Source organism: Ochrobactrum sp. CGA5 (assembly GCF_006345815.1).
GTDB lineage: Bacteria > Pseudomonadota > Alphaproteobacteria > Rhizobiales > Rhizobiaceae > Brucella.
In genome coordinates this window covers 1-13,200 of record NZ_VCIG01000009.1, presented here as the reverse complement: position 1 = coordinate 13,200, position 13,200 = coordinate 1, and the positions used below count along the sequence as shown (strand labels likewise).

Here is a 13,200-nt window from a genome sequence, read left to right as displayed (position 1 = left end):
CTGTTCACTTAATAGCGGCAAAGGCCGCCGGTGGCGGCCTTTGCAGGTGCTATTGCGAATTTCCCATGATGATATCGAGCAAAGTCGTGGATTTTCCCGACTGCTGCGGCTGGCCGCCGCCCACCTCGCTGGAGGGCATCGGACGGCGATCGTTATTGGCCTGGGCAGGATATGTGGCTGAGCCGGGCCTTTCGGCGGGCGGGCGTCCCGTTTCGCTCGACTGCTGTATGCCGCTGCGAACCGGGGAATCCGGCGCGGGTGGCCAATAGCCGTCGTCGCCGTTGCTTGCCATGGGCTGATTGCCGTAACTATCCTGCGGCATCATGCCGGGATCATAGGGTACATTCGGATCGATACCGTCGCTGCCACCGGGGACAATGTTCTGGATGTCGTAATGGCCGGGAAGCTCGGTGATGGGCACGCCCTTATGCGCTTCCTTCATGAAGCTTTTCCACGCGGCCACCGGCAAGGTTGCCCCGAACACGCGCTTCATGCCCTTGCCATCGTCGTTGCCGAACCATACGCCAGTCGTGAGGTTGGCTGTATAGCCGATGAACCATGCGTCGCGGAAATTCTGGCTGGTACCGGTCTTGCCCGCAGCGGGCCAGCCGAAGGCAGCGCGCTTTGCCGTCCCGTCTTCCACTGTGCGCCGCAGCATCGCATTCATCATGCCGACATTGCGCTCATCAATCACGCGTGGGCCGACGCCATCTTCTTTCTGATACAGTACCTTGCCGTCCGAATCCGTCACCTTGGTGATAAAATAGACCGGCGCGCGATAGCCGCCATTGGCAAACGGCACATAAGCGTCTGTCAATTCAAGCAGCGTCACTTCCGACGTGCCGAGCGCTAGCGAAGCATTTGGTTCCAGCTTCGACTGCACGCCGAGACGGTGCGCTGTGTCGATTACGGTCTGGGGGCCGACTTCCATCACCAGCTGCGCGGCAACCGAATTCAGCGAGTGAGAAAGCGCGGTCGCAAGCGTAACCGGTCCCATATACTTGCCGTTGTCGTTGCTCGGCGTCCATTTCCCTATGCGGACGGGTGCATCGTTGCGTACCGAATCCGGCGTGCGGCCCTGTTCGAGGGCGCTCAGATAGACAAACGGCTTGAACGAGGATGCGGGCTGGCGGTGGGCATCGGTGACACGGTCGAACTGGCTTGTGGCATAATCCACACCGCCGACCATGGCGCGAACCGCGCCGGTGCTGTCGATAGAGACGAGCGCGCCCTGGCTGGCATTCATCTTTTTTCCGCTCTGGGAAATCTGGTCCTTGATCGCTTCTTCACCGGCACGCTGAAGATTGAGATCAATGGTGGTCTGGACTGTAATGTCTTCCTTCGTTTCGCCAATCAGTTCAGGCAGTTCGGCCACAACCCTATCGGCAACATAGTTTTCCGAACCTTGCCAGTAGGATGGTGCGCGCGTCATCGGTTCGCTTTCGGCAATGGCCATCTGGCTGCTGTCGATCATACCTTCTTCACGCATGGCGCCGAGTACCAGCTTGGCACGTGCGGCTGCTGCTTCGGGGTCGCGAGCAGGAGACAGACGCGACGGAGCTTTCAGAAGACCGGCAAGGGTTGCCGCTTCCATAAGGTTCACGTCTTTGGCCGATTTGTTGAAATAGCGCCGCGACGCTGCGTCAACACCGAAAGCACCGGAACCGAGATAGACCCGATTGAGATACATCTCAAGTATTTGGTCCTTGGTGTATTTGTGCTCGAGCCACAGCGCGAGCATGACTTCCTGCACCTTGCGCTCCAGCGTGCGGTCGGGGGAAAGAAACAGGTTCTTGGCAAGCTGCTGGGTGAGCGTGGAGCCGCCCTGAACCGCGCGGCCTGAAACGACGTTGGTTACCACCGCACGGGCGAGGCCGATCGGGTCGATACCAAAATGTGAATAAAAGCGGCGATCCTCGATGGCAATGACGGCTTTCGGGATAAAAGGCGACATTTCGTGGAGTCCGATGGCCTCACCGCCGGTGGTGCCGCGATTGGCGATCAGGTTTCCGTTGACGTCGACAATGCGTACATTCGGCGGCCGGTCTGGAATGGCCCAGTCGGTCGTCGGCGGCATCTTGGCGGCGAAATAGACCAGCATGCCCGCAAAGGCGATGCCGCCCCAGAGGCCAAGCACGAGACACCAGTAGATCGAGCGGCGCAAGAAGCCGAAAAAGCCGCGCGATTTCTTCTTGCCGCGCCGCGAGGAACGCGGTTTCGGTTCGTCGGATTGCCTGCGTCGGCGCTGCTGTGCGCGAGCCATACGGTCCTCCTCGTCAACGCGAAAAACCTCGTCATCTTTTCTCTCTTCGCCACCGAAGGAAGGTTCGATGCGCCGGTTTTTATCGTCACGCGATGCCATGTCGGTCTGGATCCGCCCACCCGTTTGCCAGTCCTGTCGTGATGCAGGCCAGTCGTTATCAATACTATTTGCGTGCTTTACGGGATTCCGCGCCGCAAAAGCAAATAAGGGCCTCATCCGGTGCAGGGTAAATGCGGCGGTTTAAAGGGACGTAAATCAATCATACAAAAAAGGCCCCGCAGGAGCGGAGCCTTTCTCGTCGTTGTAAGCCTGACTGTGCTTAGAACTTGTAAGCGACGCCAAGGCGGATATCGTTGGTCTTGAACGAGCCGCGGGTGTCGATGTTGCCGAGACCGAAATCCTTGTTGCCGAAATCGGTGTAGCGATATTCGAGGCGAAGCAGAACATTGTCGGTTGCAGCGTAGTCGACGCCGGTACCGATAGTCCAACCGGTGAGGGTCTTATCGCTGTTATAGCTGCTGCCGCCAATGTTGAGCGTGTTCTTCACGCCACCGAAGGCAACGCCGCCAGCGATGTAAGGCATAAAGCGGTCAACTGCATAACCAGCGCGTGCGCGAACGGCGCCCGACCATTGCAGGTTCGTTTCAGCCGAGGTCTGGCTTGCACTGCCGTTCGAGATATAGTCATGCGACTTCTTCAGATCGTTATAGTCGAAGTTGCCGTCGACGCCGAGAATGACGTTGTTGCCCATGTCGAAGTTATAACCGGCATAGACGCCACCGATGAAGCCATTCGGCTTGTATTCGCTGGACTGGCCGTTGTTCTTGTCGTCCAGCTTGGCGCGGCCCCAGCCCCAACCAATTTCACCACCGATATATGCACCGCCCCACGAGAAAGCAGCAGAAGCTGCCATCGGAGCAGGTTCCTGCGAAACAATTGCGTCTGCTGCATAAGCACCGGTGCTAGCAACAACAGCGAGCAGGGAGGCACCAAGTAAAACTCTGAACTTCATCGAAAACTCCTATAAAAATATGTTCGACAGGATGCGGTGTATAGTACTGCCTGATTTGAATGTATGTAGCATAATGGCAACATAAGTATTGATTTGGGAATATTTCATACCAAAAAAATTACTAATACAATTATGCATTCCTGTTTAAATCAAATATAAATATCCTTCGACTTTTATATTTTAATAAACTTTAAAATGAATGCGGAAGATTGGGTGTTTCAATCCACAAAAAAAGGCCTCGCATTGCGAGGCCTTTTTCCAGGTGATTTCAACCAGAATTAGAACTTGTATGCGACGCCGAGACGAACTTCGTTGGTCTTGAAGTCATCGTTGATGTTAAAGCCGCCAAGATTGAAATCCTTGTCACCATAGTCGGTGTAGCGATACTCGAGGCGAACGATCACGTTATCAGTTGCGGCATAGTCTACACCAGCGCCAGCCGTCCAACCTGTAAGTGTCTTGCTTTCAGAGAATTCTATCGGGCCGACATCGCCGCTGTTCTTGACCTGTCCGAAGGCTACACCGCCTGCGATATAAGGCAGAAAGCGATCAAATGCATAGCCTACACGGCCACGGACAGCGCCTGACCAGCGAAGCTTGCTCTCAAGTGAGCCGCCAGCACCTGTGAAATCGTCCTTCAGATTGTTGTACGTGACGTCACCGTCGATACCGAGAACAACATTGTTGCCGAGGTCGAAATTGTAACCGGCATAGAGACCACCGAGGAAACCATCCGGCTTCAGTTCGAGAGTATCAAAGCCATCGTCAAACTTGGACTTGCCCCAGCCATAGCCGATCTGGCCACCGATGTAAGCACCGTTCCAGGTAAAGGATGGAGCAACTACAACCGGAACGGGTTCCTGTTCGATGACGGCGTCAGCAGCCTTCGCGCCTGTAGTGGCCAAGAGGGCAACAGTCGATGCAAGAAGAAGGGCCTTGAGCTTCATGATAAACCTCCTGAAGGAAAGTCTCAGAACCAATATTTGTCCCCAATATAAGCGATTACTGTCAAAAGTCTGTAGCAAACAGGACACATCAAGCGGAATGTTGCCCCGGCAGTACACGTTCCCGTGAGTGGCCGTTAAGGTGTCTTGATGCCGACGACACAAATTTGCGCAAGCTCTACGGGATATAATTCCGCCGCCATTCGGGTTATAGAGGCGGGAGAACTTGCGGGCGGGAGACCTCAATGCATGATATAATGGGCGAGAAAGGGCGTGTCGACTGGGTCGACATTGCCAAAGGTATCTGCATTATTTTTGTGGTCATGATGCACTCCACACTGGGTGTGGAGAAGGCAGCCGGGGCGCAAGGCTGGATGCACTATGTGGTTGCCTTCGCCAAGCCTTTCCGCATGCCTGATTTCTTCATGATATCAGGCTTATTCCTCAGTCTGGTCATCGACCGGCCCTGGCGACGGTACCTTGATCGTAAGGTCGTGCATTTTCTCTATTTCTACATTTTGTGGCTGACGATCCAGTTCGCACTCAAGGCACCGGGCATTGCCAGCGAAGCCGGAATTTCCGGCATGGTGAGTGCTTATCTGATGGCTTTCATCGAGCCGTTCGGAACACTCTGGTTCATCTATATTCTGCCTGTTTTCTTTATCGCGACGCGACTTTTGAAGCGCGTGCCGGTGGGGGTCTCCTTTGTCGTGCTGGCATTTCTGGAAATCCTGCCCGTCCACACCGGTTGGATCATGGTGGATGAATTCTGCTCGCGCTTCGTCTATTTCTATGCCGGATATGCCTTTGCTCCAGCCATTTTCCGGGTTGCGGACTGGCTTCGCTGGCGTCCGCTCCTGGGTATCGTCGGATTGCTGGTGTGGGGTTTGATCGAGTACAAGCTCGTTTTCATGCCTGTGCCAGAAAGCCTTACCGGGCTAATGCCGCCAGCAGGCGACCTTTTGGATGGACGCGGCGCAGTCAGCGACTTACCGGTTGTGTCGCTTCTGTTGGGGCTGGTCGGCGCGTTGGCGATCGTTTCCGTCTCGTCGCTCTTAAGCCTGCTGCCCGCTGGAAACTGGTTACACCGAGGCTTGAGCTGGCTTGGCGCGCATTCGATTGTCGTCTATCTGGCTTTCTTTCTGCCGATGGCGGTGGCCCGCACCGTGCTCCTGAAACTCGGCATCGGCGATATTGGCACCGTCTCGCTTCTGACGACGGCAAGCGGCGTCATTGGCCCGGTCATTCTTTATGGCCTTATCCAGTGGAGCGGTTACGGGCAGTTTCTGTTCCGCCGTCCCGGCTGGGCCTATATCGATCGGGCGCCGCAAAAGAAAACGGCGGCCGCCGCCGCCGTTTGATTTCATCACGAATGTGCGAAAATATCGTCTTCCGGCCAGCCCATCAGATCGAGTTCCGAGCGTGTCGGCAGAAACTTGAAGCAGGCTTCGGCCTGTTTCGCGCGGCCATCGCGTTCCAACCGCTGTTCCAGAACAGCCTTCAGGCGATGCAGGTAGAGCACGTCAGAAGCCGCATATTCGAGCTGCGCCTGCGAGAGAATATCCGCCGCCCAATCGGATGATTGCTGCTGCTTGGAAATCGACACGTCGAGGAGCTCGTTGCAAAGTTCCTTAAGGCCGTGGCGATCCGTATAGGTGCGGGTCAGCTTCGATGCGATCTTGGTGCAGAACACAGGTTGCGGCATGGTGCCGAAAGCCTGCGCCAGCACAGCCAGATCAAAACGGCCGAAGTGAAAAATCTTGGTGATCGAGCGGTCCTTCAAAAGCTTGACCAGATTGGGTGCCTTTTTCTGGCCGGCGTCGATCTGGATTACGTCCGCCGTGCCGTCGCCCGGTGAAATCTGCACCACGCAAAGGCGATCGCGATGCGGGTTCAGGCCCAGCGTTTCAGTGTCGATGGCGACCGCGTCGACTTGATAATGATCAAGGTTAGGCAGATCGTTTTTATGAAAACGGATGGTCATTTAGTCTTCCTTATTTGGCAGCGATTGCAGCCATAATTCTTGCCCAGGAGCGCTGGCCTTTGTGGAATGAGTTCAGCTCATATTTTTCGTTGGGCGAATGGATGCGGTCATCTTCAAGGCCAAAGCCCACGAGCAGCGATTCCATGCCGAGGAATTTGTCGAAGTCACCAACAATCGGGATAGAGCCGCCCATTGCGATCAGCACGGCTGGCTTTGGCCATTCGTCGGAAAGCGCATCCTTGGCCTTAGAAACAAGTGGGGAATCGTAAGGTAACTGGATAGCTGGCGAGCCGCCATGCGGATGAAACTCGACCGAGCAATCGGCTGGCAGACGTTCCCTGACGAAAGCGCGGAAGGCTTCACGGATTTTGACCGGGTCCTGCTTGTGGACAAGGCGGAACGAAACCTTAGCCGAAGCTTCTGCCGCAATCACGGTCTTGAAACCCTCGCCGGTATAGCCGCCGGTGATGCCGTTGACTTCAGCGGTCGGGCGCGCCCATGTCAGTTCCAGAACGCTGCGGCCTTTTTCGCCGGATGGAATGGAAAGACCGATCGGGCCGAGAAAATTCTCAGCCGTGCGACCGAGGCTCTCCCACGACTTCAGGATCTGGGTCGGTGTTTCTTCCACACCTTCATAGAAGTCAGGAACCGTCACACGACCGGTTTCGTCGTGCAGGTCGGCCAGAATTCTGGTCAGTATATGGATCGGATTTGCCGCAGCGCCACCGAAAAAGCCTGAATGGAGATCGCGGTCGGCTGCCTTGATAACGATCTCCTCGCCTACGAGGCCGCGCAAGCCCACGCTGATGGCAGGCGTCTCCGCGTCCCACATGGCCGTGTCGCAGACCAGCGCCACGTCGGCTTTCAGCTCCTGTCTGTTGGCATCGAGGAACGGCTTTAGCGATGGCGAGCCGGATTCTTCCTCGCCTTCAAACAGGAGCGTAACCTTGACTGGAAGATTGCCATTGACCGCCTTGTAGGCGCGGCAGGCTTCCACAAACGTCATGAGCTGGCCCTTGTCATCGGACGTGCCGCGACCAGTCAGAATCTTGCGGCCATTACCGACATCCTTGATTGCCGGATCGAAAGGATCGTTTTCCCAAAGATTCAGCGGGTCGACCGGCTGTACGTCGTAGTGCCCGTAGAACAGCACATGCGGCGCATCGGGTGTTGCACCTTCGTGATGGGCAACCACCATCGGGTGGCCGGGGGTGTCGCGCACGCTCGCGTCGAAGCCGATTGTCTTAAGGTCCTCAACCAGCCATTCTGCGGCCTTGCGGCAATCGGCTTTATAGGCTGGATCAGTGGAAATCGACTTGATACGAAGAAGATCGAACAGGCGATCCAGACTCTTGTCTAGATTGATGTCGATATGGGTAAGGACTTTGTCGAGCGATTGCGTGGACATGGAAACTTCCTGGCGAGTCGTAACGTAAACTGGCGGCACACTACAACCAGCATCGTTAAGAAGAAACCCAATTTGAGAGAAGCACGCTCTTCAGAAAATGAATTGGCCGTTACGGTGAGGGGGTTACCGTAACGGCCATATCACTACACTCAAAGCGGCAGCCCGGAGAGGGGAATGAGGCTGCCGCTAACATCCGGCATCCAACGGGGGACGGGTCAGAAAACCGGCGACCGACGAACTGTCGATGAACTGGATTTGGCCTTTCAACTGTGGCTATTCAAGGGCACGGAAGATTACAAATCTGTAACAAACGTGTTATCGCGATGTGATCGTTTTTCTTTCGTGGACGGATGTTTCTCCTGACACAGGAGCGGTTTCCTTTATGGCTGCTTTCCTCTAATCCTACCTTATGAAAAAAGGCGATCATCTGTTTCTCGTTGACGGCTCGGGCTACATTTTCCGTGCCTATCATGCCCTGCCACCGCTGACCCGCAAGACGGATGGCCTGCCGGTGGGCGCCGTCTCGGGCTTCTGCAATATGTTGTGGAAGCTCCTAAAGGATGCGCGCAACACTGATGTCGGCGTCGTGCCGACCCATTTTGCGGTCATTTTCGACTATTCGTCGAAGACGTTCCGCAACGAAATCTATCCAGAGTACAAGGCCAATCGCACTGCGCCGCCGGAAGATCTCATTCCACAGTTTGGTCTGATCCGTCAGGCAACGCGCGCGTTCAACCTGCCCTGCATCGAAAAGGAGGGTTTCGAGGCCGACGACCTGATCGCGACCTATGCCCGTATTGCCGAGGCGGCGGGCGGTGATGTCACCATCGTTTCGTCCGATAAGGACCTCATGCAGCTCGTGACGCCAAGCGTGTCGATGTATGACAGTATGAAGGACAAGCAGATTTCGATCCCGGAAGTGATCGAGAAATGGGGCGTTCCGCCGGAGAAGATGATCGACTTGCAATCGCTGACTGGCGATAGCACCGACAATGTTCCTGGGATACCCGGCATCGGGCCGAAGACGGCGGCGCAATTGCTGGAAGAATTCGGTGATCTTGATACGCTCTTGGCCCGCGCTTCTGAAATCAAGCAGAACAAACGACGTGAGAACATTCTGGCTTTTGCCGACCAGACCAAGATCTCGCGCGAACTGGTCACGCTCAAGACTGACGTTCCGCTGGACGTTGACCTCGACGGTCTGGTGCTTGAACCGCAAAACGGCCCGAAGCTGATCAGCTTCCTGAAAGCGATGGAATTCACTTCGCTGACCCGTCGGGTGGCGGAGGCGACCGAAACCGACGCATCGGCAGTCGAGCCATGCCATGTGGAGACCGACTGGGGTGCGGACGCTCATGGTCCCGATGTCGATGTTCCTGCCAAGAATGGAAATACCGCGTCACAATCCGTATCGACACCGACTGTAACGGCCTCGGATCAGGGCTATACACCGAAGGCACTCGCCGAGAAGCGAGCGGCGGAAGCAACCGCGCAGGTGATTGATACGAGCGCTTATACCTGCATTCGCGACATTGCAACACTGAAACTGTGGCTCGCGGAGGCTGTTGAAATCGGGGTGATGGCCTTCGATACGGAAACGACTTCGCTTGATCCGATGAAGGCGGAACTGGTCGGGTTTTCGCTGGCACTGGCACCGGGCAGAGCCGCTTATATACCACTCCAGCATAAATCCGGTGCAGGTGACCTTCTCGGCGGCGGCATGGTCGAAGGACAAATTCCGCTGAGTGAAGCGCTGGCCGCTTTGAAGGCCGTGCTTGAAGACGCTTCTGTTCTCAAGATCGCCCAGAATATGAAGTATGACTGGTTGGTCATGCGCCGCCATGGGATCAATACCGTGTCGTTTGACGATACGATGCTGATTTCCTATGTGCTGGATGCTGGCACGGGCAGCCATGGCATGGACCCATTATCCGAGCGCTGGCTTGGTCACACGCCAATCCCCTATAAGGATGTGGCAGGCAGCGGCAAGAGTGCTCTCAGCTTCGACATGGTCGATCTTGAGCGTGCCACGGCTTATGCGGCAGAAGATGCAGACGTAACATTGCGTCTTTGGCAGGTGCTGAAGCCGCGCCTTGCCGCCGAAGGACTGATGTCGGTCTATGAACGTCTCGAACGTCCGCTGGTCGATGTTCTGGCGCGCATGGAAGAACGCGGCATTGGGGTTGACCGGCAGGTATTGTCGCGTCTTTCCGGTGATCTGGCACAGGCTGCAGCCGCCTACGAAGATGAGATTTACGAGTTGGCAGGCGAGAAGTTCACTATCGGCTCGCCAAAGCAGCTTGGTGATATTCTGTTCGGCAAGATGGGGCTTCCTGGAGCTTCCAAGACCAAGACCGGCCAGTGGTCGACCTCGGCGCAGGTGCTGGAAGACCTGGCCGCCGAAGGCCATCCACTGCCGCGCAAGATCGTGGACTGGCGCCAGCTTACCAAGCTCAAATCCACCTATACGGATGCGTTGCCGGGCTTCATCAACCCTCAGACCAAGCGGGTTCATACATCCTATGCGATGGCGTCCACTTCAACCGGTCGTCTCTCGTCATCCGATCCAAACCTGCAGAATATCCCGGTCCGCACAGCAGAAGGCCGCAAGATCAGGACAGCCTTCATTGCTGAACCCGGCAACCAGCTGATCTCCGCCGATTACAGCCAGATCGAACTGCGTGTTCTGGCGCATGTGGCTGATATTCCGCAATTGAAGCAGGCCTTCGCAGACGGCATCGATATTCATGCCATGACGGCATCGGAAATGTTTGGCGTGCCGGTTGAAGGCATGCCGTCGGAAGTCCGCCGACGCGCCAAGGCGATCAATTTTGGTATCATCTACGGCATTTCTGCTTTCGGTCTGGCCAACCAGTTGTCGATTCCGCGTGAGGAAGCCGGACAATATATCCGCACCTATTTCGAGCGCTTTCCCGGGATCAAGGATTACATGGAGGCGACCAAGACTTTCGCGCGTGAGCATGGCTATGTTGAAACGATTTTCGGACGTCGTGCGCATTATCCCGACATCAGGGCATCCAACCCGCAAGTCCGCGCTTTCAACGAACGCGCGGCAATCAATGCGCCGATACAGGGTTCCGCCGCCGACATTATCCGTCGGGCCATGATCCGTATGGAGGACGTGCTTACGGAGAAAAAGCTGGCGGCGCGCATGCTGTTGCAAGTGCATGATGAACTGATCTTCGAAGTGCCTGATAGTGAAGTTGAAAAGACCATTCCGGTGGTGCAGCATGTCATGGAGAACGCTGCCATGCCCGCCGTGGCGCTTTCGGTGCCGCTGCATGTCGATGCGCGTGCAGCGCATAACTGGGATGAGGCACATTGATGCCCCTCCCGGTTGACCTCACGACGCTAACCCTATAGGGAAGCATCAATTCTGTTGCTTCGGTGGTCGTCAGGGGAGTCGTGAACAAGTGGTTCACGACCAATGGGTATACGGCTTGAGAAGCTTTTTTCGTGAAAGTGGTTCATGTCTTTGCCCGAAACCATCGCTCCGGCTCTGTCCGGAGCATTAGCCGCTCGCGGTTATAATACACTCACCGCCGTCCAGAACGCCGTACTGGCATCCGAAACGCTCGATGCCGACCTTCTCGTTTCCGCACAGACCGGATCGGGCAAGACGGTTGCTTTCGGCCTTGCCATGGCCAACACCATCCTTGAAGACGAATTGCGTTTCGGGGATGTAGGTAACCCGCTTGCCATGATTATCGCGCCGACGCGCGAGCTGGCGCTTCAGGTTCGTCGCGAGCTGGAATGGCTCTATGCCGATACCGGTGCGCGCATCGCGTCCTGCGTTGGCGGCATGGATATCCGCACTGAGCGGCGTGCGCTGGAACGTGGCGCGCATATCGTCGTCGGTACACCTGGACGTCTGCGCGACCATATCACCCGTGATGCTCTCAACATGTCGGAACTGCGCGCTGTCGTTCTCGATGAAGCAGACGAGATGCTCGACATGGGCTTTCGCGAGGATCTCGAATTCATCCTCGGCGAAGCGCCGGAAGACCGTCGCACGCTGATGTTTTCGGCAACCGTGCCGAAGCCGATTGCCCTGCTTGCCAAGCGTTTCCAGAATAACGCGCTGCGTATCACTGTTCAGAGCGAAACCAGCCAGCACGCCGACATCGACTATGTTGCCATGCCGGTGCCGCCACATGAGCGCGACCACGCGATCATCAATACGCTGCTCTATTACGATTCCCAGAACTCCATCATTTTCTGCTCGACCCGCGAAGCGGTGAAGCATATGGCAAGCCGCCTTTCCAATCGTGGATTTGCCGTGGTTGCACTGTCAGGCGAATTGAGCCAGGCCGAACGCAATAACGCGCTTCAGGCAATGCGCGATGGACGCGCACGCGTCTGCGTGGCAACCGACGTTGCTGCACGCGGCATCGATCTGCCCAATCTCGATCTCGTCATTCATGCTGATCTGCCCAACAATCCTGAAACCATGCTGCATCGTTCGGGTCGTACGGGTCGTGCCGGTCGCAAGGGTACCTGTGTTCTGGTTGTACCATTTTCGCGCCGCCGCACTGCCGAGCGCCTTTTGCACATGGCAAAGCTCGATGCGCAGACGGTTCCGGCGCCGAGCATCGCTGCTGTGCAGGTCAAGACCAATGAGCGCATTTTGAATGCGGAAGTCTTTAATCAAGCGGTCGAAGAAGAATATCAGGATCTCCTGAAGGCGCTGACCGAGCGTTATACGCCGGAGCAGATTGCAAGCGCCTTCCTCAACCGCGAAGTGGCTTCCCATCCGGCCGCAGAAGAAGTTTCCGATGCACCGGTGCATCCTGTTGGCGGCAAGAAGCCCCGGGATCGTTTTGAAAAAGGCGAGCGTTCTGACCGGGGGGATCGTGGTGACCGCTTCGAACGCGGTGAGCGTCGCGAACGTGGCGAACCGAGCGAGCGTTTTGATCGCAATGCACATTTTGATGGCGTGTGGTTCTCGGTTTCCGCCGGTCGCAAGCATCGCGCCGATCCCAAGTGGTTGTTGCCGCTTATCTGCAAGGCGGGCGATGTTTCCAAGCGCGATGTCGGATCGATCAAGATTTTCGACAATGAAACCCGCTTCGAGATCGCTGCGTCCAAAGCTGATGAGTTCCGCCGTTCGGTCGAAGAGCGCGGTACCGGCGAAAAGGGGCTTGTGATCCGTACTGCCGTTGCTGGTGCGGGCGGAGACGCTGCTCCGCGTGAAGGCAAGGGTGGTTTCAAGCCACGCGGCGACAAGAGCGATGGCTATAAGGGCGACCGCTCGAAGGGTGACAAGAGGGACAAACCACGTGATTTCTCCCGTGGAGACGACTTCAAGAAAGACGGCTTCAAGAAGGGCGGTAAAAAGCCCGAGGGCGGCGGTTACAGTAAGAAGCGTCGCGGCGAGTAATAATCACAAATAAAAAAGCCCCGGATTTCCGGGGCTTTTTACTGGGTGCGCCGAGCATGGCGCGTGGTGCGCAATCACCGTTTGACCGGGATGGTATCCGGTCGATGACTTGGAGGTGAAAGTCCTCTACGGGCCCTGGTGATGGGAACCGTTAGCCGAACAGCAAGGGCGTCGTCGTGAGGCGGGGT

General features: G+C 56.4%; 8 protein-coding genes. 3 read left to right on the top strand and 5 right to left on the bottom strand.

Annotated features, from left to right (window positions below; translation table 11 throughout):
- Window positions 1–49: 49 nt before the first annotated feature.
- From FJQ48_RS09680 to FJQ48_RS09670, 3 genes are all read right to left on the bottom strand, one after another.
- Entirely contained in the window at window positions 50–2,362 is a 2,313-nt protein-coding gene (locus FJQ48_RS09680) for a transglycosylase domain-containing protein (RefSeq protein WP_139974920.1), read from the bottom strand.
- Between the two features lie 220 nt (window positions 2,363–2,582).
- Entirely contained in the window at window positions 2,583–3,275 is a 693-nt protein-coding gene (locus FJQ48_RS09675; RefSeq protein WP_139974919.1) for an outer membrane protein, read from the bottom strand.
- Between the two features lie 278 nt (window positions 3,276–3,553).
- Entirely contained in the window at window positions 3,554–4,222 is a 669-nt protein-coding gene (locus tag FJQ48_RS09670; RefSeq protein ID WP_139974918.1) for an outer membrane protein, read from the bottom strand.
- A gap of 242 nt (window positions 4,223–4,464) precedes the next feature.
- Here FJQ48_RS09670 and FJQ48_RS09665 point away from each other — a divergent pair, with 242 nt between their 5' ends.
- Window positions 4,465–5,580 (top strand): acyltransferase family protein, encoded by a 1,116-nt coding sequence (locus tag FJQ48_RS09665; protein ID WP_139974917.1) that lies wholly within the window; start codon window positions 4,465–4,467, stop codon window positions 5,578–5,580.
- Window positions 5,581–5,585: 5 nt separating this feature from the next.
- Here the strand turns inward: FJQ48_RS09665 and FJQ48_RS09660 are convergent, their stop codons facing one another.
- Window positions 5,586–6,203: a ribonuclease D gene (locus FJQ48_RS09660; protein WP_139974916.1), complete on the bottom strand. Its 618-nt coding sequence runs from the start codon at window positions 6,201–6,203 to the stop codon at window positions 5,586–5,588.
- A 10-nt stretch (window positions 6,204–6,213) separates the two neighbouring features.
- Entirely contained in the window at window positions 6,214–7,611 is a 1,398-nt protein-coding gene (locus FJQ48_RS09655) for a dipeptidase (RefSeq protein ID WP_139974915.1), read from the bottom strand.
- A gap of 409 nt (window positions 7,612–8,020) precedes the next feature.
- Between FJQ48_RS09655 and polA the strand changes: the two genes are divergently transcribed.
- Both polA and FJQ48_RS09640 read left to right on the top strand, forming a co-directional pair.
- Window positions 8,021–10,957, top strand: a complete 2,937-nt coding sequence (polA, locus tag FJQ48_RS09645) for a DNA polymerase I (protein WP_139974914.1) — start codon at window positions 8,021–8,023, stop codon at window positions 10,955–10,957.
- Between the two features lie 144 nt (window positions 10,958–11,101).
- The gene (locus tag FJQ48_RS09640) at window positions 11,102–13,012 is read left to right on the top strand and encodes a DEAD/DEAH box helicase (RefSeq protein WP_139974913.1); all 1,911 of its coding nucleotides are present in this window, start codon (window positions 11,102–11,104) and stop codon (window positions 13,010–13,012) included.
- Window positions 13,013–13,200 lie beyond the last annotated feature (188 nt).

Bases quoted from the DNA above. Each gene is read 5' to 3' on its own strand.
- FJQ48_RS09655 (WP_139974915.1), bottom strand. From the start codon at position 7,611: ATGTCCACGCAATCGCTCGACAAAGTCCTTACCCATATCGACATCAAT.
- FJQ48_RS09675 (WP_139974919.1), bottom strand. From the start codon at position 3,275: ATGAAGTTCAGAGTTTTACTTGGTGCCTCCCTGCTCGCTGTTGTTGCT.
- FJQ48_RS09640 (WP_139974913.1), top strand. From the start codon at position 11,102: ATGTCTTTGCCCGAAACCATCGCTCCGGCTCTGTCCGGAGCATTAGCC.
- FJQ48_RS09665 (WP_139974917.1), top strand. From the start codon at position 4,465: ATGCATGATATAATGGGCGAGAAAGGGCGTGTCGACTGGGTCGACATT.
- polA (WP_139974914.1), top strand. From the start codon at position 8,021: ATGAAAAAAGGCGATCATCTGTTTCTCGTTGACGGCTCGGGCTACATT.
- FJQ48_RS09670 (WP_139974918.1), bottom strand. From the start codon at position 4,222: ATGAAGCTCAAGGCCCTTCTTCTTGCATCGACTGTTGCCCTCTTGGCC.
- FJQ48_RS09660 (WP_139974916.1), bottom strand. From the start codon at position 6,203: ATGACCATCCGTTTTCATAAAAACGATCTGCCTAACCTTGATCATTAT.
- FJQ48_RS09680 (WP_139974920.1), bottom strand. From the start codon at position 2,362: ATGGCATCGCGTGACGATAAAAACCGGCGCATCGAACCTTCCTTCGGT.